Source organism: Caldimonas taiwanensis NBRC 104434 (assembly GCF_001592165.1).
Lineage (GTDB): Bacteria > Pseudomonadota > Gammaproteobacteria > Burkholderiales > Burkholderiaceae_C > Caldimonas > Caldimonas manganoxidans.
Map to the genome: position 1 here is coordinate 15,554 of NZ_BCWK01000019.1, position 19,611 is coordinate 35,164.

19 protein-coding genes and 1 tRNA gene are annotated in these 19,611 nt (G+C 65.4%); 19 read left to right on the forward strand and 1 reads right to left on the reverse strand.

The features are described from left to right. The first annotated feature begins 157 nt into the window (after nucleotides 1-157). The 19 genes from scpB (at nucleotide 158) to CTA01S_RS13525 (ending at nucleotide 19,196) form a co-directional block, all read left to right on the forward strand. Nucleotides 158-1,039 (forward strand): SMC-Scp complex subunit ScpB, encoded by an 882-nt coding sequence (gene scpB, locus CTA01S_RS13435; protein WP_062196280.1) that lies wholly within the window; start codon nucleotides 158-160, stop codon nucleotides 1,037-1,039. Beyond that, entirely contained in the window at nucleotides 1,029-2,678 is a 1,650-nt protein-coding gene (locus tag CTA01S_RS13440; RefSeq protein ID WP_062196283.1) for a pseudouridine synthase, read from the forward strand. The genes scpB and CTA01S_RS13440 overlap by 11 nt, the downstream gene beginning before the upstream one ends. 103 nt (nucleotides 2,679-2,781) lie before the next feature. Next, entirely contained in the window at nucleotides 2,782-3,207 is a 426-nt protein-coding gene (gene ndk, locus CTA01S_RS13445) for a nucleoside-diphosphate kinase (protein WP_019560251.1), read from the forward strand. A 41-nt stretch (nucleotides 3,208-3,248) separates the two neighbouring features. Beyond that, complete coding sequence (gene rlmN / locus CTA01S_RS13450; RefSeq protein ID WP_019560250.1) at nucleotides 3,249-4,397, forward strand: dual-specificity RNA methyltransferase RlmN; 1,149 nt, start codon at nucleotides 3,249-3,251, stop codon at nucleotides 4,395-4,397. After that, complete coding sequence (gene pilW, locus CTA01S_RS13455) at nucleotides 4,394-5,206, forward strand: type IV pilus biogenesis/stability protein PilW (protein WP_019560249.1); 813 nt, start codon at nucleotides 4,394-4,396, stop codon at nucleotides 5,204-5,206. The genes rlmN and pilW overlap by 4 nt, the downstream gene beginning before the upstream one ends. Continuing rightward, nucleotides 5,199-6,050 carry a helix-turn-helix domain-containing protein gene (locus CTA01S_RS13460; RefSeq protein ID WP_062196285.1) on the forward strand — a complete coding sequence of 284 codons (852 nt, stop codon included), beginning with the start codon at nucleotides 5,199-5,201 and terminating at the stop codon, nucleotides 6,048-6,050. The genes pilW and CTA01S_RS13460 overlap by 8 nt, the downstream gene beginning before the upstream one ends. Nucleotides 6,051-6,055: 5 nt before the next feature. Beyond that, nucleotides 6,056-7,360: a flavodoxin-dependent (E)-4-hydroxy-3-methylbut-2-enyl-diphosphate synthase gene (gene ispG / locus CTA01S_RS13465; protein ID WP_062196321.1), complete on the forward strand. Its 1,305-nt coding sequence runs from the start codon at nucleotides 6,056-6,058 to the stop codon at nucleotides 7,358-7,360. A gap of 58 nt (nucleotides 7,361-7,418) precedes the next feature. Further along, nucleotides 7,419-8,705, forward strand: coding sequence for a histidine--tRNA ligase (hisS, locus tag CTA01S_RS13470; RefSeq protein ID WP_019560246.1), 1,287 nt, complete (start codon nucleotides 7,419-7,421; stop codon nucleotides 8,703-8,705). A 45-nt stretch (nucleotides 8,706-8,750) separates the two neighbouring features. Continuing rightward, nucleotides 8,751-9,410 (forward strand): YfgM family protein, encoded by a 660-nt coding sequence (locus CTA01S_RS13475; protein WP_062196323.1) that lies wholly within the window; start codon nucleotides 8,751-8,753, stop codon nucleotides 9,408-9,410. Further along, complete coding sequence (bamB, locus tag CTA01S_RS13480; RefSeq protein WP_062196287.1) at nucleotides 9,410-10,525, forward strand: outer membrane protein assembly factor BamB; 1,116 nt, start codon at nucleotides 9,410-9,412, stop codon at nucleotides 10,523-10,525. The genes CTA01S_RS13475 and bamB overlap by 1 nt, the downstream gene beginning before the upstream one ends. A 22-nt stretch (nucleotides 10,526-10,547) precedes the next feature. Continuing rightward, the gene (der, locus tag CTA01S_RS13485; RefSeq protein ID WP_062196289.1) at nucleotides 10,548-11,897 is read left to right on the forward strand and encodes a ribosome biogenesis GTPase Der; all 1,350 of its coding nucleotides are present in this window, start codon (nucleotides 10,548-10,550) and stop codon (nucleotides 11,895-11,897) included. Between the two features lie 69 nt (nucleotides 11,898-11,966). Further along, nucleotides 11,967-12,209, forward strand: coding sequence for an RNA chaperone Hfq (gene hfq / locus CTA01S_RS13490; RefSeq protein ID WP_019560242.1), 243 nt, complete (start codon nucleotides 11,967-11,969; stop codon nucleotides 12,207-12,209). Nucleotides 12,210-12,272: 63 nt separating this feature from the next. Next, nucleotides 12,273-13,487, forward strand: a complete 1,215-nt coding sequence (gene hflX, locus CTA01S_RS13495; protein ID WP_062196291.1) for a GTPase HflX — start codon at nucleotides 12,273-12,275, stop codon at nucleotides 13,485-13,487. Between the two features lie 2 nt (nucleotides 13,488-13,489). After that, complete coding sequence (gene hflK, locus CTA01S_RS13500; RefSeq protein ID WP_019560240.1) at nucleotides 13,490-14,875, forward strand: FtsH protease activity modulator HflK; 1,386 nt, start codon at nucleotides 13,490-13,492, stop codon at nucleotides 14,873-14,875. A gap of 27 nt (nucleotides 14,876-14,902) precedes the next feature. After that, the gene (hflC, locus tag CTA01S_RS13505) at nucleotides 14,903-15,790 is read left to right on the forward strand and encodes a protease modulator HflC (protein WP_019560239.1); all 888 of its coding nucleotides are present in this window, start codon (nucleotides 14,903-14,905) and stop codon (nucleotides 15,788-15,790) included. A gap of 4 nt (nucleotides 15,791-15,794) precedes the next feature. Further along, nucleotides 15,795-15,980, forward strand: coding sequence for a DUF2065 domain-containing protein (locus CTA01S_RS13510; protein ID WP_026330069.1), 186 nt, complete (start codon nucleotides 15,795-15,797; stop codon nucleotides 15,978-15,980). 77 nt (nucleotides 15,981-16,057) lie between these two features. Then, nucleotides 16,058-17,221 carry an ATP phosphoribosyltransferase regulatory subunit gene (locus CTA01S_RS13515; RefSeq protein WP_062196293.1) on the forward strand — a complete coding sequence of 388 codons (1,164 nt, stop codon included), beginning with the start codon at nucleotides 16,058-16,060 and terminating at the stop codon, nucleotides 17,219-17,221. Nucleotides 17,222-17,268: 47 nt separating this feature from the next. Then, nucleotides 17,269-18,600 (forward strand): adenylosuccinate synthase, encoded by a 1,332-nt coding sequence (locus CTA01S_RS13520; protein ID WP_062196295.1) that lies wholly within the window; start codon nucleotides 17,269-17,271, stop codon nucleotides 18,598-18,600. Between the two features lie 74 nt (nucleotides 18,601-18,674). Beyond that, a complete protein-coding gene (locus CTA01S_RS13525; protein ID WP_019560235.1) occupies nucleotides 18,675-19,196 on the forward strand; it encodes a phosphoribosyltransferase in 522 nt (173 codons plus the stop codon). 264 nt (nucleotides 19,197-19,460) lie between these two features. On the opposite strand, the gene CTA01S_RS13530 is transcribed toward CTA01S_RS13525, so the two are convergent. Further along, a tRNA-Leu gene (locus tag CTA01S_RS13530) sits at nucleotides 19,461-19,545 on the reverse strand. Nucleotides 19,546-19,611: the final 66 nt, after the last annotated feature.

The window sequence follows — 19,611 nt, forward strand, 5'->3', positions numbered from 1 at the left end:
GGGGCCGTGCCGGGCGAAGAGGGTGGCCGCGCACCCGGCGCGGCGATCCCCGTGGCGATCACTGGCATGGCTGGATCCGCAGCGACGCGGCACGACGCCGCTGGCGGCGTCTGCGCCGCCAGACCGCCCGGTCCCAGACGAGGACGACAAACGGCCCATGAACACACAGGATGCAAAGCGCGTCCTCGAGACCGCGCTGATTTGCGCGCACCAGCCTCTGGCGCTGCGCGACATGCGTGCGCTCTTCAATGACGAGCTCGGCGCAGACACCTTGCGCATGCTGCTCGATGAGCTGGCGCGCGATTGGGAAGGCCGTGGGGTCGAGCTGGTGGCGGTATCCACGGGGTGGCGCTTTCAGAGCCGGCCCGAGATGCGCGAGTACCTCGACCGACTCCACCCCGAGAAGCCTCCGAAGTATTCGCGCGCCACGATGGAAACCCTGGCGATCATCGCCTACCGCCAGCCCGTCACCCGTGGCGACATCGAAGACATCCGTGGCGTGACGGTGAGCAGCCAAATCATCAAGCAGCTCGAGGAGCGCGGTTGGATCGATACCATCGGCTACCGTGACGCCCCCGGCCGTCCTGCGCTGTACGCCACGACCAAGCAGTTCCTCGACGATCTTGGGCTGTCCTCGCTGGACCAGCTGCCCGCGCTGGAGGGCCTTTCGTCTGCCGCGGCGTCCGCCGAGGAGGCGCCTCGGCAGACTTCCTTGCTCGATGCGATCGAGGCGTCTGCCGCCCAAGAGCAGGAGGGGGCTTCCGACCCGGCCCAGGCCACTGCTTCATCCACGTTGCCGTCCACCGAGGGCCTGGAGGAGGCCGACCCTGTGACCGCAGCGTCCAGCGACACCGGTGCCTCCATGCCGGCCGAAATAGCCGCCACGGAGGCCCATTTCCACACACCTGCAACTCCCCCCCAGCATGTCGGGCCTGGTTCGGACACGGCCTGGGAGCCCATGGACGCCCCATCGACCTCGGCCCCTGTCGAACCCGAGTCCCCTTCCGACGCTGAACCTTTGACGCGCCATGAACCCTGAAGCCCACGAAACCTCGTCGCCCGAGTCCCTCCCGACCGTGCAGGCCGAGGCCCCACCAACGACGGCCAAGCCCAAGCGGCGCAGCCCTCGCAAGCCCAAATCCGAAGTGTCCGCCGTGATGGGGGATGAGCAGGCTGCAGACGGCTCGCCTGCAGCGCCGCAGGAAGCATCGGCGCCCAAGCCGCGGTCTGCCCGTCGACGCAAGACCGGCCCTTCGGCGCCGGAGGCGCTGGACGGCGACCTCCAAGGCGCCCAGCCCGCAGCCGCCGGGCAGGACGTGCCGACTCCCGAGTCGCAGGTGCCACAGGCCGAATCGGTCGCGCCGGAGGCCGTGGAGCCGCCTGCGGCCCCTGCCGAGGAGGCGGCCGACGGCGGAGGTCGTCGCCGTCGCAATCGCCGTGGCCGACGCGGCGCCGAGCGCGCGGCCGAGGCGGCCACGGGCTCGGGCAAGGGCGGCAACGGTGGGCGCAAGCCGGCGGCTCCGAACCCGGGGGTGAGCCCGGATGCGAGCCGCGAAGTCGCCGAGCGGTTTGCCGATGTCGTGGAGGGTCGCTACGACGAGATGCAAGCCGAAGACGCTGCCCAGGAGGTGGAGGCGACCACCAAGCGCGTGCTGGCGCCGGAGCCCGATGCGCCCAAGCTGCACAAGGTGCTGGCGCAGGCTGGCATCGGCTCGCGCCGCGACATGGAGCAACTCATCCTCGAAGGCCGCATTTCGGTCAACGGTGAGCCCGCGCACATCGGCCAGCGTATTTCCTACGGGGACCAGGTGCGGGTCAACGGCAAGCCCATCAAAGTGCAAATCGCTCCGCCGCCGCCGCGGGTGCTGGCCTATCACAAACCGGCTGGCGAGGTGGTCACGCACGATGACCCGCAAAACCGTCCAACCGTTTTCCGGCGTCTGCCCAAGCTCAAGCAGGGCAAGTGGCAGTCGGTGGGGCGGCTGGACCTCAACACCGAAGGTTTGCTGCTTTTCACGAATTCAGGGGAGCTGGCCAACCAGCTCATGCATCCGCGATTCGGTGTCGAGCGCGAATATGCCGTGCGTGTGTTGGGCACGCTGGAGCCCGAGGCGCGTCAAAAACTGCTCGAAGGCGTGAAGATCGACGGCCAATTGGCCAGCTTCAAGTCCATCGAAGACGGTGGTGGTGAAGGGGCCAATCGCTGGTACCGGGTGGTCATCACCGAAGGCCGCAACCGCGAGGTGCGCAAGCTGTTCGATGCCGTGGGCTTGACCGTCAGCCGACTCATCCGTATCCGTTACGGCAACATCGTGCTGCCCCGCGGCCTCAAGCGCGGGGTGTGGGTCGAACTGGGCGATCAAGATGTGCGCATGATCCGGCGCCTGACCGGGACCGACCAGCCTCGCGGTGGCAACGCTGGCGGGGGCAAAGGCGGCAAGTCTGGCAAGCGGCGCGGCGCCGGGGGGCGTCCGAACGGGGGGCGTCCGGTCATTCCCGATCCGCTGGAGCAAACCTACGACAAGCGCTTTGCGCAATCGACCCGGGCGCGCCAAAACAGCCCGCGCCAGCCCGATCCGATGCAGACCAGCGTGGGCTACATTGGCGCCGACGCCTATCTCGGACGCGGCAAAGCCGGGCGGCACAAAGGCGGTAAGCGGGGCGGGCGCGGCCGCTGAAGGGGCGCGCCGGCGGGTCGGGTGATCGGAGGGCGTGCCAGTGAACGCTTGGCAAGAGTTACAATCCAAGGTTTTGCCAAGTCCTTGATTCAGGAGAAAATTCATGGCGATCGAACGCACCCTTTCGATCATCAAACCCGATGCCGTGGCCAAGAACGTGATCGGCCAAATCCTCAGCCGCTTCGAGAGCGCTGGCTTGAAGATCGTCGCGGCCAAGATGGTGCATCTGTCGCGCGCGCAGGCCGAGGCCTTTTATGCCGTGCACAAGGAGCGCCCCTTCTTCAAGGACCTGGTCGAATTCATGATCTCGGGCCCGGTGATGGTTCAGGTGCTGGAAGGCGAAAACGCCATCGCGAAGAACCGCGAGCTGATGGGCGCGACCGACCCGAAAAAGGCGGCCAAGGGCACCATCCGCGCCGACTTTGCCGAAAGCATCGACGCCAACGCGGTGCACGGCTCGGACGCGCCTGAAACCGCCGCTGCGGAAGTGGCTTTCTTCTTCCCTGGCATGAACGTCTACAGCCGCTGAGCGCGGTTGCAGACCTTCGCTTTCTTGCGCGGGGCGCTCCCATGGCGGTCAACCTTCTCGACTTCGATCTCGACGGGCTGGCTGCCTACTGCGAAGGGCTGGGCGAGAAGCGCTTCCGCGCGGTCCAGCTCTTTCGCTGGATCCATCAAAAGGGGGTGCGTGACTTTGGCCAGATGAGCGATTTGGCCAAGTCCTTGCGCGAAAAGCTCGTCGGTGTGGCGCAGGTGCGGCCGCTGCCGGTGCTCAGCGAACAGGCTTCCGCCGACGGCACCATCAAGTGGCTGTTCGACGTGGGCGGCGGCGATGCCGTCGAAGCCGTCTTCATTCCCGAGGATGACCGCGGCACCCTGTGCGTGTCTTCCCAGGCCGGTTGCGCCGTGGGTTGCCGTTTCTGTTCCACCGGCCACCAGGGCTTCAGCCGAAACCTCAGCACCGGCGAGATCCTTGCCCAGTTGTGGTTTGCCGAGCATCACCTGCGCCAGCGCTTGGGGCTGCCGGCTGGGGAACGCGCCATCACCAATGTGGTCATGATGGGCATGGGTGAGCCCCTGCAGAACTACCATGCCCTGGTGCCGGCGTTGCGCACCATGCTCGATGACCATGGCTATGGTCTGTCGCGGCGGCGCGTCACGGTGTCGACCTCGGGTGTGGTGCCGATGATGGACCGGCTGCGTCAAGACTGCCCGGTGGCCTTGGCGGTGTCCTTGCATGCGCCCAATGACGCGTTGCGCAACGAGCTCGTGCCTTTGAACCGCAAATATCCGCTGGCCGAGTTGCTCGATGCCTGCGGCCGTTATCTGCAGGCCGCGCCTCGAGACTTCATCACCTTCGAGTACTGCATGCTCGAGGGCGTCAACGACACCGAGGCCCATGCGCGCGAGCTGGTCGCGCTGGTGCGCGATCGGGTGCGCTGCAAGTTCAATCTCATTCCCTTCAACCCGTTCCCAGCCTCGGGGCTGAGGCGCTCTGGGCGGGATCGGGTGCAGGCATTTGCCCGCGTGCTGGCCGACGCGGGCCTGGTCACCACCGTGCGCAAGACGCGAGGTGATGACATCGACGCTGCCTGCGGGCAACTGGCCGGCGAGGTGCGAGACCGCACCAATGTCCAGCGCCGCCTGACCCGCCAGCCCATCCGCATCCAAGCCCTGCCCGCATCGGGAGGAGCTCTCGCGAAGGAGACCCGTTCATGAGCGTGCGACAAGGCCCCATGTCCGTCTGGCTGGCTGCCGTGCTGTCCCTGGCACTGCTGCTGGGGGCTTGCGCTTCGGCGCCGCCGTCGTCGGGTCGCAGCAGCACGCAGTCCGCACGCGGCGACGATGGCGAGGTCCAACGCCGAGCACGCATTCGTTTCGATTTGGCCGTGGCGTATTTTGGGCAGGGCCAGCATGCCACGGCCCTCAATGAGGTGCGCCAGGCGCTGGCCTTGCAGCCCAACATGGCCGACGCTCACAACCTGGCCGGGTTGATCCATGCGGCGTTGGGACAAGCCGCTGCGGCCGAGGACAGTTTCAACCGTGCCATGCAGCTCGATCCCCGCGATGGGGGCGTGGTGCACAACTACGGGTGGTTCCTGTGTCAGCAGCGGCGCTATGCCGATGCCTTCGCCCAGTTCGACCGGGCCTTGGCGATGCCGGAATATCGAGACGTGACGCGCACCTTGGTGGCCAAGGGCGTGTGTCAGGCCAATGCCGGGCAGGTGGCCGAGGCCGAGAAAACCTTGTCGCGGGCCTATGAACTCGATCCCAGCAATCCGGTGACCGCGATGAATCTGGCCATGGTGCTGTATCGAGAGGGCGAGTACGAGCGGGCCCGTTTCTATGTGAGACGCGTCAATGCCGTGCCCGAGCTGGTCAATGCCGAAAGCCTGTGGCTGGCAGCGCGCATCGAGCACCGGCTGGGCAACCGGGGCGGTGCCAACGAACTTGGTCGAGAACTGCGCCAGCGTTTCCCGCAATCGCGCGAGGCCGCCAATTTCGAGCGGGGGCGTTTCGATGACTGACGAGCAGCCCCAACAAGCCACCATCGAATCCAGCGCCGGCGCGATGATCCGGGCCGCGCGTCAGGCTCAGGGCGTGCACATCGCCCAGCTTGCCGCGTCGATCAAGGTGTCTGTACGCAAGCTCGAGGCGCTCGAGGCGGACCGTCTGGACGAGCTGCCCGATGCGACCTTCGCCCGGGCGTTGGCCCAGACCGTCTGTCGCTCGCTCAAGATCGACCCGGCCCCCGTGCTGGCCTTGCTGCCTTCGCCGGGCACGCTGTCGCAGCTCGAGGAAGTGGCCCAAGGCCTGAATCAACCCTTTCGGGAACCCGGTGGGCCTGGCGCCGGCTCCGCCGTCCTGGGCGTGCTCAAGCGTCCGGTCGTCTGGGTGGTGGTGTTGCTGGTGGCCGGCGCGGCCGTGTTGTGGTCGATTCCTTCGAGCACTTGGCAGGAGTGGCTTGGCCGCCATGACCCCACGGCCGCAAGCGGCCTGCGCGTGGAGGTGGTGCCCGTAGAACCGTCGGCCAGCCTCGAGGTGCCGGCCTCTGCAGCGCCCGTGGTGTCCGCAGCGGCATCGGCTCCAGCGCCGGCGGTGCAACAGGCAGCGCCGGCGTCGCCCGCGGCCCCCACGGCTGCCGTGCTGGTGCGAACCCGCGCCGAGAGCTGGATCGAAATCCAGGATGCCAACGGTCGGATTCTGCTGTCCCGGCTGTTGGCGCCTGGCGAGGAAGTGAGCTTGGACGGCGCGTTCCCGATGCGTGTGCGTGTGGGCAATGCCGAGGCGACCGAACTTCGCGTGCGCGGTCAGGTCTTCGACATGACCCCTTTCCGGCGCGAGAACGTCGCCCGTTTCGAAATCCGGTGAGCATGATGAGCTCCGCAAGCCTGCTGCAGCCTTACGACGACGACAGCCCCATTGCCGCGGCGCAAGCCGCGCCTCGGCGAAGCTTGCAGGCCCGTGTGGTCTGGGGGGGGCGCGTGGTCACCATCGGCGGCGATGCGCCGGTGCGTGTGCAGTCGATGACCAACACCGACACCGTCGATGTCATCGGCACGGCCATCCAGGTCAAGGAGCTGGCGCTGGCCGGCTCGGAGATGGTACGCATCACCGTCAATACCCCCGAGGCGGCGCAGGCGGTGCCTGCCATTCGGGAGCAGCTCGATCGTATGGGCATCGATGTGCCCCTCGTGGGCGACTTCCATTACAACGGCCACAAGCTGCTCACCGATTTCCCCGGTTGTGCCGAAGCCTTGTCGAAGTACCGCATCAATCCCGGCAACGTGGGCAAAGGCGACAAGCGCGACCGCCAATTCGCGCAGATGATCGAGGTGGCACTGCGGTACGACCGTCCGGTGCGCATCGGCGTGAACTGGGGTAGCTTGGACCAGGAGCTCTTGGCGCAGTTGATGGATGACAACGCCAAGCGGGCGCAGCCCTGGGATGCCAAGCAGGTCATGTACCAGGCTCTGGTCACCTCGGCCTTGGGCTCGGCCCGCCGCGCGCAGGAGCTGGGCATGCGGCCCGAGCAAATCATCCTGTCGTGCAAGGTCAGCGGTGTGCAAGACCTGATCAGCGTCTACCGGGCCTTGGCCGCTCGTTGCGATCATCCGCTGCATCTGGGGTTGACCGAGGCAGGCATGGGAACCAAGGGCACCGTCGCCTCGACGGCGGCTCTGTCGGTGTTGTTGCAAGAAGGCATCGGCGACACGATTCGTGTCTCATTGACTCCGCAGCCTGGCCAAGCGCGCACCCAGGAAGTGGTCGTGGCCATGGAGATTTTGCAGGCTTTGGGCTTGCGCGTTTTCGTCCCCAGCGTGACGGCTTGCCCGGGCTGTGGACGCACCACCAGCACCGTGTTCCAGGAGCTGGCCAAGCAGATCGACGATTACCTGCGCGCGCAGATGCCGGTGTGGAAGGCCCGCTACCCCGGGGTGGAGGCGATGAAGGTGGCGGTGATGGGGTGCATCGTCAACGGCCCAGGCGAAAGCAAGCATGCCGACATCGGCATCAGCCTGCCTGGCACGGGTGAGGCGCCGGCCGCCCCCGTCTACATCGATGGCCAGAAGTCCGTCACGCTGCGCGGTGAGAACATCGCGCAGGAATTTCAGCGCCTGGTCGAGGCGTATGTCGAGCGCCGTTTCGGTCCGTCTTCACGGCTCGAACCGGCGGCATGAACCTGAGACGCTGCGCATGCGGGGGATGGGCCCCGGCGGCATCACGAGAAGATCACACATGGCAGAGGCATTGAAGGCCATCAAAGGCATGAACGACATCCTGCCGCCGGAGTCGGCGCGTTGGGAGTGGCTCGAAGACAAGGTGCGCGCCCTGATGCGGCGCTACGGCTACAGCAACATCCGCACGCCCATCGTGGAGCCCACGTCGCTGTTCGTGCGAGGGTTGGGGGAAGTCACCGACATCGTGGAAAAGGAGATGTACTCCTTCGAGGATCGCATGAACGGTGACCAGCTCACCCTGCGTCCGGAAAACACCGCCGGTGTGGTGCGTGCCGTGGTCGAGCATTCGATGCTGTATGACGGGGGCAAACGTGTCTACTACATGGGGCCGATGTTCCGCCACGAGCGGCCTCAACGGGGCCGTTACCGTCAGTTCCACCAGATCGGAGCCGAGGCGCTGGGCTTCGCCGGCCCAGACGTGGACGCGGAGTTGATCCTCATGTGCCGCAGCCTGTGGCGCGACATCGGCTTGAACGATGTGCGCCTGGAGCTCAACAGCTTGGGGCAGCCGCAGGAGCGCCGCGCGCATCGCGAGGCGCTGATTGCCTATTTCGAGCGCCACCGCGACCAACTCGATGCCGATGCGCAGCGCCGGCTGCACAGCAATCCGCTGCGCATCCTCGACACCAAGAACCCGGCCATGCAAGCGCTGGTCGAGGAGGCCCCCAAGCTGATGGACTTCCTCGGCGAAGCCTCGCTCAAGCATCTGGATGCCGTCAGGGCAGTGCTCGATGCCAACGGCCTGGCCTATCGCATCAATCCGCGCTTGGTGCGCGGCATGGATTACTACAACCTCACCGTCTTCGAATGGGTGACCGACCGCCTGGGCTCGCAGGGCACGGTGTGCGGTGGTGGGCGTTATGACTACCTCATCGAGCAGATCGGTGGCAAGCCCGCGCCAGCGGTGGGGTGGGCCTTGGGAGTCGAGCGTGTGCTGGAGTTGCTCAAGGAGCTTGGGATGCAGTCCGCGGCTTGCGCTCCGCACGCCTATGCCGTGATTCCGCACGCCGGCGCCTTGCCGCGCGCCATGCAGTTGATCGAGGCGCTGCGTGGCGCCGGGGTCTCGGTGCTGATGCATGCGGCCGGCAAGGACGGTCTGGGCAGCATGAAGAGCCAGTTCAGGAAGGCCGATGCCAGTGGTGCACGCTTTGCACTGGTTTTCGGCGAAGACGAGCTGGCGCAGGGGCAGGTGGCCGTCAAGGCCTTGCGTGATGCTCAACAACCTCAGGTGCTGCGTCCCTTGGATGATCCGGCCGCATGGGCGGCCGAATTGCTCGACGCATAATTGTCAGTTTGCCGGCCGCCGCGCCGCACATGGATGAACCTCCTCATGGCCACCCATCTCGATCTCGAAGAACAAGAGCAAGTCGAACGACTCAAGCACTTTTGGCGCCAGTACGGCAACCTGATCACCTGGACGGTGATCCTGGTCCTCGCGGCGTTTGCCGCTTGGAACGGATGGAACTACTGGCAGCGCGACCAGGGGGCCAAAGCCAGTGCGCTGTACGATGCGCTGGAGCAGGCGGCTCAAGCTGGCGATGTCGACAAAGTGCGTCAAGCCTTCGAGGACCTGCGGGCCCGCCACCCACGCACGGCCTATGCCAGCCAGGCGGGGCTGATGGCGGCCCGCAGTCTGGTCGATCGCGGCCAGCTTGCTGCGGCCCGCGACACCTTGCGCTGGGTGGCCGAGAAGTCCTCGGAGCCTGATTTGCGTGCGATTGCCCGTTTGCGTTTGGCTGGCTTGTTGCTGGACGAAAAGGCCTACGACGAGGCCTTGGCGTTGGTCAGCAAGGACATTCCGCCGGCCTTCGAAGGTCTGGCGGCCGACCGCCGTGGCGACATTCAACTGGCTCAAGGACATAAAGATGCCGCGCGCCAGGAATACGAAAAGGCCTACCGTGCGCTCGATCCCAGTCTGGACTATCGGCGCGTGGTCGAGGCCAAACTGACCGCGCTGGGCGCGGCCCCGTCGACCGAGGAGGTGCGCTGATGCGGCGTTTGGCAGCCCTGGGGGCGGTGGGATTCCTGCTGGCGGCGTGTTCGAGTGCGCCGCAACGCCCCGATCCAACGCCGCTGGTGCAGCCGGCGCCCCACATCGTGCGTGTGGCGGTGGCCTGGCAGCAATCGCTGGGGGCGGTTCGCATGCCGGTGCAGCTGTACGCTGCGGGCAATGGGCTCGCGGTGGCATCCGACGACGGGGCCGTGGGCATGATCGACGTGAGCACCGGGCAGTGGCGCTGGCGTGCTCGACTCGAGGCGCCACTGTCGGCGGGGGTGGGCAGCGATGGCCAGCATGTGGCGGTGCTCACGCGGGACAACGAGGTGGTCGTATTGCGCGATGGGGACGTCCTGTGGCGCCAGCGTCTGGCCACGCGCTCGCTGACGGCGCCCTTGGTGGCCGGCGAGCGGGTGTTCGTGTATGCCTTGGACCGATCCGTGCATGCCTTCGATGCGGCCAGCGGCGCACGTCTGTGGCAGCATCAGCGCCCCGGCGATCCGCTGACGCTGGCTCAGCAAGGCGTGTTGCAACCGATGGGTGACACCTTGTTGGTGGGGCAGGGGGCCAAGCTGGCCGGTCTCGATCCTCTGCGCGGCAGCGTGCGCTGGGAGGTGCCGATTGCCACACCGCGCGGCACCAACGAGATCGAACGCCTGGCCGACCTCGTTGGCCCCGTGGGGCGTGCGGCACAGATCGTGTGCGCACGTGCCTTCCAGGCGGCTGTGGGTTGTGTGGACACGCGCCGCGCGGTCTTGCTGTGGAGCAAGGCCTCCAATGGATCGGTGGGCTTGGCCATGGACGCCGATCAGGTCTATGGCGTCGACGGCACCGATCGCGTCACGGCCTACCGTGTCCGAGACGGTGAGGTGGCCTGGTCGCTGGATGCTCTGCGTTTCCGCGGTTTGACGCCGCCCTTGGCCGCCGGAGACAGCGTGATCGTCGGCGACGCGCAGGGCTATGTGCACTTCCTGTCGCGGCGCGACGGGCAGATCGTCGGCCGTGCCGCCACCGATGGCAGCGGCATTGCAGCGGCCCCTTTGCTCGTGGGAGACCGCTTGGTGGTGTTGACTCGCGCTGGCAGCCTCATCGCGTGGCGTCCTGAATGAACCGCTGCACGAGGAGCTCGCCATGAAACCCGTGATCGCGCTCGTCGGGCGTCCCAACGTGGGGAAATCCACGCTGTTCAATCGTCTGACGAAGTCTCGCGACGCCATCGTGGCCGACTTTGCCGGCCTCACGCGCGATCGCCACTACGGTGATGGCCGGCTTGGCGGGCGGGATTTCATCGTCATCGATACGGGCGGGTTCGAGCCCGATGCCGACAATGGCATCGTGCGAGAGATGGCCAAGCAGACCCGCCAAGCCGTGGCCGAAGCCGATGCCATCGTGTTCGTCGTCGATGTGCGGTCGGGGCTGTCTGCCCAGGACCATGACATCGCGCGTTACTTGCGCGCGACCGGCAAGCCCGTGGTGCTGGCCGCCAACAAGGCCGAAGGCATGCGAGAGGGGCCTCAGCTGGCCGAGTTCTACGAGCTCGGGCTGGGCGAGCCCCTGCCCGTGTCCGCGGCCCATGGCCAAGGCGTCCGCGGCTTGGTCGATGCGGTGTTCGAGCATTTGCCACCGTTGCCCGAAGACGACGAGGCCGAGGAGGACGCCCAAACGCAGGGCCACATCATTCGCCTGGCGGTGGCGGGGCGGCCCAACGTCGGCAAATCCACGCTCATCAACACCTGGCTCGGTGAGGAGCGCTTGGTGGCCTTCGACCTTCCCGGCACGACACGCGATGCCATTCGTGTCCCGTTGGAGCGCGATGGCCAGCGCTTCGAAATCATCGACACCGCGGGCTTACGTCGCAAGGGGCGGGTCTTCGAAGCCATCGAAAAGTTCTCCGTGGTCAAAACCCTGCAGGCGATCTCCGAGGCCCACGTGGTGGTGCTTCTGCTCGATGCCACGCAAGGGGTGAGCGACCAGGATGCACACATCGCGGGTTACATCCTCGACAGCGGACGGGCGGTGGTCATTGCGATCAACAAGTGGGATGCGGTGGACGACTATCAGCGCCAGATGCTCGAGCGTTCGATCGAGCAGCGCTTGGCATTCCTACGCTTTGCCCCGCGGCTGCACATTTCTGCCCTGCGGCGCCAAGGGCTCGGTCCCTTGTGGAAGGCCATCGCCCAGGCCCATGCATCGGCCTTCAAGAAGATGAGCACCCCGGTGCTGACCCGGCTGGTGCACGAGGCCGTGCAGCACCAAGCGCCCAAGCGATCCGGCATGTTCCGTCCCAAGTTGCGTTACGCGCACCAAGGGGGAATGAATCCGCCGGTGGTGGTCGTGCATGGCAACTCGCTGGAGCATGTCACCGATGCTTACAAGCGCTATCTCGAAGGGCGCATCCGAGACCATTTCAAGCTGGTGGGCACGCCCTTGAGGATAGAAATGCGTTCGTCCCGCAACCCCTTCTCAGACAAGGATTCCTGACTAATCCGCGGAATGCGCCCGGTGGTGTGTTAACGTGCGGCTTCCAAAATATCCAACACGGAGAATATCGTGAGCAACAAAGGGCAACTCCTCCAAGACCCGTTTTTGAACCTGCTTCGCAAAGAGCATGTGCCGGTGTCGATCTACCTGGTCAACGGCATCAAGTTGCAGGGGCATATTGAGTCTTTTGATCAATATGTGGTGCTCTTGCGCAATACCGTCACCCAGATGGTCTACAAGCATGCCATTTCTACGGTCGTGCCTGGGCGTGCGGTGAATTTTCATCCCAACGACCCGGCCGATTCCCACTGATGCCTGAAGGCCCGCCCGGCGCGACCGGGCGGCGTTGGCGACCCGCTTGAGGTGACACCGACCTTGAATGCCCCGGCAGCGCACGTGACCCAGCCCACCATCTTGGTGGGGGTGGACCTCGGCCCCGGTTTTTCCTTCGATCCGACACTGGACGAGTTGGCGCTGTTGGCGCAGTCGGCCGGAGACACTCCGGTGGCGCGTTTGACGACACGGCGCAAGGCCCCGGACGCAGCCTTGTTCGTGGGGCTGGGCAAGGCCGAGGAGATCAAGGCCCTGGTCGGTCAACATGGGGCGACCCGCGTGCTGTTCGATCAGGCCTTGTCGCCGGCGCAGCAGCGCAACCTCGAGCGCTTTCTCGGCGTGCCGGTGGTCGATCGCACGATGCTCATCCTGGAAATTTTCGCGCAGCGTGCTCGCAGCCATGAAGGCAAGCTGCAAGTCGAACTGGCGCGGTTGCAGTACCTGTCCACGCGCTTGGTGCGGCGTTGGAGTCACCTGGAGCGGCAGCGCGGCGGGGTAGGGCACCGAGGGGGGCCTGGAGAGACGCAGATCGAGCTCGACCGACGCATGATCGGCCAGCGCATCAAGTCGCTCAAGGCCCAACTCGATCGTGTCAAGCGCCAGCGGCAGACGCAGCGTCGCTCGCGGCAGCGCAACGGCACCTTCAAGGTCTCGCTGGTGGGCTATACCAATGCCGGCAAGTCCACGATGTTCAACGCCTTGGTGAAGGCCCGCGCCTATGCGGCGGACCAGCTCTTTGCAACCCTGGATACCACCACACGCCAACTCTATCTGGCCGATGCCGAGCGCACGGTCAGCCTGTCCGATACGGTGGGCTTCATCCGCGATTTGCCGCACGGCCTGGTGGAAGCCTTCCAGGCCACCTTGCAAGAAGCGGCCGATGCCGACCTCTTGTTGCACATCGTGGATGCGTCCAGCCCTACGTGGCGGGAACAAGTCGATGAAGTGATGCGGGTGTTGGCCGACATCGGCGCAGCCGAACTCCCTCAAATCTTGGTATTCAACAAGCTGGATCGTCTGCAGGCCAGTCAGCGTCCCCGGGAGCTGGTCGATACCTTCGAACTGACACCGCACCGTTCGGCGCCGCGGGTATTCGTCAGCGCGGCCACGGGCCAAGGGCTGGACCGCCTGCGCCGGGTGCTTGCCGAAGCGGCGCTTGGGGCACCGATCTCCACCGACCCCTTGGCCCGGGACGCTTTGACCGAACCTGGAGCGCTCCTGCCTGACGCTCCCCCACACACCATCCTTGTCGCATGAGCATGAACATTCGCTCCTTTCCCGAATCCCCTACCGCTGCGGCCGGCTTCGTCCAGCGTCTGGCCCACGTGGGGCGCGCGCTGTTCAAGGCCCTTGTGGCAACCATGCTGCGCCCCGTGCGCGGACTGTTCAATCTGAACGATCCCCGGTGGGGACGCCGCCTCGATCCCCTGGGCAATGAGCCGACGCGCAATCAAGGCTCAGGCGGCGGTGGGCGCAATGAAGGCCCTCCGGACCTGGACGAACTTTGGCGCGATTTCAACCGCAAGCTCAGCGGCCTGTTCGGCGGCCGTCCGGGGGGACCGCAGCGTCCCGAGGGCCATGGTAATGGTGGAGGCTTCCAGCCGCCGGACATGAAAGGCGCCGGCATCGGCGCGGGGTTGATCGTCGGCGTGGTGGTATTGATCTGGCTGGGCAGTGGCTTCTTCATCGTTCAGGAAGGTCAACAAGCCGTGGTCATGACGTTCGGCCGCTACAGCCACACCACCGAAGCCGGCTTCAAGTGGCGTTTGCCGTATCCCTTCCAGTCTCATGAGACGGTGCCGGTCACGCAGCTGCGCTCGGTGGATGTGGGCAGCGCCTCGGTCGTGCAGGCCACCGGCTTGCGTGACTCGTCCATGCTGACCCAAGACGAGAACATCGTCGACATTCGCTTCACGGTGCAATACCGCCTGAAGGATGTCAAAGACTATCTGTTCGAAAACCGTCGCCCCGATGATGCCGTGGTTCAGGCCGCCGAGTCGGCTGTGCGCGAGATCGTCGGTCGCAGCGCGATGGATGCAGTGCTGTACGAGCAGCGTGATGCGATCGCTGCCGAGTTGGTCAAGTCCATTCAAACCCAACTCGATCGGCTGCGCGCCGGGATCGTGATCTCTAACGTCAACATCCAAAGCGTACAAGCCCCCGAGCAAGTGCAAGCGGCTTTCGACGATGCCCTCAAAGCCAGCGCCGACCGTGAACGTCTGAAGAACGAAGGCCAGGCCTATGCCAACGATGTGATCCCCCGTGCACAGGGCACCGCGGCGCGTCTGCGCGAGGAGGCCGAAGCCTATCGGGCGCGCGTCATCGCCCAGGCCGAGGGTGATGCCGACCGCTTCCGCAGCGTGCTGGCCGAGTATCAGAAGGCTCCGGCGGTCACGCGCGACCGTCTCTACATCGAGACCATGCAACAGATCTACAGCAACGTCAGCAAGATCATGGTCGACACGCGCAACAACAGCCTGTTGTACCTGCCACTGGACAAGCTGATGCAGCTCAGCGCGGTGCAGGGGGCGGCCCAGACGCCGCCGGCCGCAGAGGCCCAAGCCCAGACGCAACAGCCGCTGCCCCTGTCCAGTGACAACCGCCTGCGCGACCCGCAACGCAGCCGCGAGCGCGATGTGCGTTGATGACCGAGTGCAGACCAAGAGGAACTCATGAATCGCATCGGAATGATCGTCTCGACCCTGCTGCTGGCCGTCGTCCTGGCCGGGTCGATGCTGTTCGTCGTCGATCAGCGCCAATTCGCCGCGGTGTACGCGCTGGGCGAGATCAAGGAAGTCATCAGCGAGCCCGGCTTGAAGTTCAAGCTGCCGCCGCCTTTTCAGAACGTCGTTTTCCTGGACAAACGCATCCAGTCGCTCGACAGCCCGGAGACCCGCCCTATCTTCACCGCTGAAAAGCAAAGCTTGGTGATCGACTGGCTGGTCAAGTGGCGCATCACCGACCCTCGGCAGTTCATTCGGAACAACAACGGCGCCGATGTGCGCAACGCCGAGGTGCGTCTGGCGCCGATCGTGCAGGCTGCATTCAACGAGGAAGTGACTCGACGTACCGTCAAGGCGGTGCTGTCGACCGAACGTGATCGTGTGATGCAGGCCGTGCAAGCGCGCTTGACTGAAGATGCCAAAAGTTTTGGCATCGAAATCGTGGACGTGCGGATCAAGCGTGTGGATTTTTCCGCCAGCATCACCGATGCGGTGTACCGTCGCATGGAGTCCGAGCGTCGTCGCGTGGCCAATGAGCGCCGTTCCACTGGCGCGGCCGAGAGCGAGAGCATCCGGGCCGATGCCGATCGTCAGCGGGAAATCATCGTGGCCGAAGCCTACCGTGACGCTCAGAGAATCAAGGGTGAGGGTGATGCCCGGGCCGCGGCGATCTATGCCGCAGCCTTCGGGCGCGATCCGCAGTTCGCGCAGTTCTACCGCAGCCTCGAAGCCTACCGTCAGAGCTTCCGCAGCAAATCCGATGTGATGATCCTCGACCCCGACAGCGAGTTCTTCCGTGCCATGCAAGGCAGTGGCGCTGGGGCGAGCCGCCGTTGACCGCATGGGGGACCTCATCTTCGTGGCGCTGGGGCTGATGCTGGTCTTCGAGGGCCTGTTGCCTTTCGTGAGTCCGGGCGTCTGGCGCCGGGTGTTCGAACAGGCGCTTCGGCTCACCGACGGGCAATTGCGTTTCCTGGGCCTGCTCAGTCTTGCTGCGGGCCTGCTGCTGCTCATGCTGGCCACCTGAAGCCGCAGGCTCGGCGCTGCGGGGATGGGCGCCGAGTCACCGGTACAATCGCGTTTTCAATCCCCTGGCACGTTCCCATGTCTTCTGCTTGGCTGCTGCCCGAGCACATTGCCGATGTCTTGCCCTCCGAGGCGCGGCGCATCGAGGAATTGCGGCGGGTCTTGCTCGATAGCGCGCGTTGCTGCGGTTATGAGCTGGTCATGCCGCCCCTGCTCGAACACCTCGAATCTTTACTCACCGGTGCGGGCGGCGAGTTGGATCTGCGCACCTTCAAACTCGTGGACCAACTCAGTGGCCGCACGCTCGGTGTGCGGGCCGACGCCACGCCACAGGTTGCGCGTATCGATGCCCATTTGCTCAACCGCGCGGGCGTGACGCGTTTGTGCTACTGCGCACCGGTGCTACACACCCGGCCGGCCGGTCTGCGCGCCACCCGCGAGCCGCTGCAGTTCGGCGCCGAAATCTACGGTCATGCCGGCTTGGAGGCCGATCTGGAGGTGCAAGAGCTGGCGCTGACCGCCTTGCAGCGTGTCGGCGTGCAGGGGCTGACGCTCGATCTGGCCCATGCCCGTATCGTGCGAGCGCTGCTGGCGGGGGTGCCGGTGGATGCGGCCTCGTTGGAGGCGGTTTATCGCAGCTTGGTAGCCAAGGATGCGGCCGCACTGCAAGACCTCACCGCCGGGTTTCCGGCCGAGTCCCGCGAGGGGCTCCTCAGCTTGACGCAGCTATACGGTGGGCGGGAGGTGCTGGACGAGGCCCGGCGCCGCTTGCCCCCGCGTGCGGGCATTGCCGCGGCGCTGGACGACCTGGCTTGGCTGACCGAGCATCTCGCCCGCACCTTCCCGGGCGTGAGCTTGGGGGTGGACTTGGCCGATCTGCGTGGCTACGGGTACTACAGCGGAGCCCGCTTTGCGATTTACGCGGCAGGCTACCCTGACGCATTGGTGCGCGGAGGGCGCTACGACGAGGTCGGCGCGGTCTTCGGCCGCAACCGTCCGGCCGTGGGATTCAGTACCGACTTGAAGGAACTGGTGGGCCTGGCCCAGGTGGCCGGCACGCGGGCGGCTGTGCGCGCGCCGTGGGGAGAAGATCCCAGTCTGCGCGAGGCAGTGCGCCGGCTGCGCGAACAGGGGGAGGTCGTCGTGTGCGTGCTGCCGGGGCACGAGCACGAGGTGCAGGAATTCGAATGCGATCGCGAGCTCGTCGCGCACGGCGATCGCTGGGTCGTCCGTCCGCTGTGAACGCCGAGGGGCGCCGACAGACATCTTTTCGTTTGGGATCGTGAGACATGACTGAGCACACCAGCGGCCGCAACGTCGTTGTGGTCGGAACGCAGTGGGGCGACGAAGGCAAGGGCAAGGTGGTGGACTGGCTCACCGACCATGCCAGTGCCGTGGTGCGCTTCCAGGGCGGACACAACGCCGGCCATACCCTGGTCATCCAGGGCAAGAAGACGGCCCTTCAGCTCATTCCCTCGGGCATCATGCGCGAGGGGGTGGCTTGCTACATCGGCAACGGCGTGGTCGTCGATCCCGCGCATCTGTTGTCGGAAATCGAACGTCTGGAAGCCGCTGGCCTGGAGGTGCGTTCACGCCTGTTCATCAGCGAGTCCTGCCCGCTGATCCTGCCTTTCCATGTGGAGCTGGACCGCGCGCGCGAAGCCCTGCGGGAGTCCAGTGGCGCTGGCAAGATCGGCACCACGGGCAAAGGCATCGGTCCGGCCTACGAGGACAAGGTGGCGCGCCGGGCGCTGCGCGTGCAAGACCTCAAGCATCCCGAGCGTTTTGCGGCCAAGCTGCGCGAGTTGTTGGATCTGCACAATTTCGTGTTGCAGGGCTACCTCAAGTCCAGCGCCTTGGCCTTCGAGCCCATCTTCGAGCATGCGATGCAGGTGGCCGAGCAGCTCAAGCCCATGATGGCCGATGTGGGCGTGCGCATCCACCAGACCAATTTGCAGGGCGGCCATGTCCTCTTCGAAGGGGCCCAGGGCACCTTGCTCGACGTTGACCATGGCACCTATCCCTATGTGACCTCCAGCAACTGTGTGGCCGGCAATGCCGCGGCCGGTTCGGGGGTGGGGCCGGACAAACTGCACTACATCCTGGGGATCACCAAGGCTTACACCACCCGCGTGGGCTCCGGGCCGTTCCCCACGGAGCTGCCCATCGACGAGCCGGGCACGGTGGGCTACCACCTGTCTACCGTGGGCCAAGAGCGCGGCACCGTCACGGGGCGCGCGCGCCGTTGCGGCTGGCTCGATGCGGCCGCGCTCAGGCGCTCCGTGCTGATCAACGGCATTTCGGGTCTGTGCATCACCAAGCTCGATGTGCTCGATGGCCTGGAGGAGATCAAGATCTGCGTGGGCTATGAGCTCGGTGGGCAACGCATCGACATCTTGCCCTTGGACGCCGATGACATCGTCAATTGTCGGCCCGTGTACGAAACTCTGCCGGGCTGGAAGGACAGCACCGCCGGCATCACCCAGTGGGACCGATTGCCGTCCAATGCGCGCGCTTATCTGGAGCGCATGCAAGCGCATATCGGAGCCCCCATCGACATGGTGTCTACCGGACCAGACCGAGAGCACACCATTTTGCTGCGTCATCCGTACAAGGCCTGAGCCTGTGCCCAGGCCCAGCCCCTCAACCCATTCATCCGTATCTCTCAGACGATGAGCAAGCGCAAGGAGCCTGCATGCTGACCGACGATGGCAAACACCTTTATGTGTCCTGGGACGAGTACCACATGCTCATCGAGCGTCTGGCGCTGAAGGTGCACAACTCGGGGTGGGTTTTCGACCAGATTCTGTGCTTGGCGCGGGGCGGCATGCGGCCTGGTGATGTGCTGTCGCGTGTGTTCGACAAACCGCTGGCCATCATGTCCACCAGCTCATACCGTGCCGAAGGCGGCACCATCCAAGGCCGCTTGGACATGGCCAAATACATCACGATGCCCAAGGGCGAACTGGCCGGCCGAGTGTTGTTGGTCGATGATCTGGCCGACTCCGGTGTGACACTCAAAGCGGTGGTCGAGCGCTTGCGCGGCATGCCTGCCATCACGGAGCTGCGCTCGGCAGTCATCTGGGTCAAGGGCGTGTCCAGCTACATGCCGGACTACCATGTCGAGTTGCTGCCCACCAGTCCATGGATCCACCAGCCCTTCGAAGAGTACGACACGTTGCGTCCCGAAGGGTTGGCCAAAAAGTACCAGGTTTGAGCGCCGCCCCGTCTTCCGGTCCGCCCTCGATTCGCAGGAACATGGCCTCGCGGGTGGGCTGTGGCTTTGCAGCCGCCCCACCCGCTTGGCTCGTGCCGGCCAGGGATGGTGCCAGTGATGGAAAGTGTGGCCGCGGATGCGGCTGCGCATGCGATACCGCATGCGATGTCGTGTGCGTCGTCATCGTGTGCGTCGTCAAATTGGCACCCGCAGACGCACCGGAAATGAAAAAGCCCCGCATCAGAGATGCGAGGCTTTGGTATCTGGTGCCCAGGAGAGGACTCGAACCTCCACGGTGTTACCCGCTAGTACCTGAAACTAGTGCGTCTACCAATTCCGCCACCTGGGCTCAGGTGCTCGACTCACATCACGCATGCAATCAAGCGTCGTGTGCGTCAGAACAGAAGGAGATTCT

Bases quoted from the DNA above. Each gene is read 5' to 3' on its own strand.
- bamB (WP_062196287.1), top strand. From the start codon at position 9,410: ATGCGGCGTTTGGCAGCCCTGGGGGCGGTGGGATTCCTGCTGGCGGCG.
- hisS (WP_019560246.1), top strand. From the start codon at position 7,419: ATGGCAGAGGCATTGAAGGCCATCAAAGGCATGAACGACATCCTGCCG.
- rlmN (WP_019560250.1), top strand. From the start codon at position 3,249: ATGGCGGTCAACCTTCTCGACTTCGATCTCGACGGGCTGGCTGCCTAC.
- ispG (WP_062196321.1), top strand. From the start codon at position 6,056: ATGAGCTCCGCAAGCCTGCTGCAGCCTTACGACGACGACAGCCCCATT.
- hflC (WP_019560239.1), top strand. From the start codon at position 14,903: ATGAATCGCATCGGAATGATCGTCTCGACCCTGCTGCTGGCCGTCGTC.
- CTA01S_RS13475 (WP_062196323.1), top strand. From the start codon at position 8,751: ATGGCCACCCATCTCGATCTCGAAGAACAAGAGCAAGTCGAACGACTC.
- CTA01S_RS13510 (WP_026330069.1), top strand. From the start codon at position 15,795: ATGGGGGACCTCATCTTCGTGGCGCTGGGGCTGATGCTGGTCTTCGAG.
- CTA01S_RS13520 (WP_062196295.1), top strand. From the start codon at position 17,269: ATGACTGAGCACACCAGCGGCCGCAACGTCGTTGTGGTCGGAACGCAG.
- CTA01S_RS13515 (WP_062196293.1), top strand. From the start codon at position 16,058: ATGTCTTCTGCTTGGCTGCTGCCCGAGCACATTGCCGATGTCTTGCCC.
- CTA01S_RS13440 (WP_062196283.1), top strand. From the start codon at position 1,029: ATGAACCCTGAAGCCCACGAAACCTCGTCGCCCGAGTCCCTCCCGACC.
- der (WP_062196289.1), top strand. From the start codon at position 10,548: ATGAAACCCGTGATCGCGCTCGTCGGGCGTCCCAACGTGGGGAAATCC.
- CTA01S_RS13460 (WP_062196285.1), top strand. From the start codon at position 5,199: ATGACTGACGAGCAGCCCCAACAAGCCACCATCGAATCCAGCGCCGGC.
- ndk (WP_019560251.1), top strand. From the start codon at position 2,782: ATGGCGATCGAACGCACCCTTTCGATCATCAAACCCGATGCCGTGGCC.
- hflK (WP_019560240.1), top strand. From the start codon at position 13,490: ATGAACATTCGCTCCTTTCCCGAATCCCCTACCGCTGCGGCCGGCTTC.
- pilW (WP_019560249.1), top strand. From the start codon at position 4,394: ATGAGCGTGCGACAAGGCCCCATGTCCGTCTGGCTGGCTGCCGTGCTG.
- scpB (WP_062196280.1), top strand. From the start codon at position 158: ATGAACACACAGGATGCAAAGCGCGTCCTCGAGACCGCGCTGATTTGC.
- CTA01S_RS13525 (WP_019560235.1), top strand. From the start codon at position 18,675: ATGCTGACCGACGATGGCAAACACCTTTATGTGTCCTGGGACGAGTAC.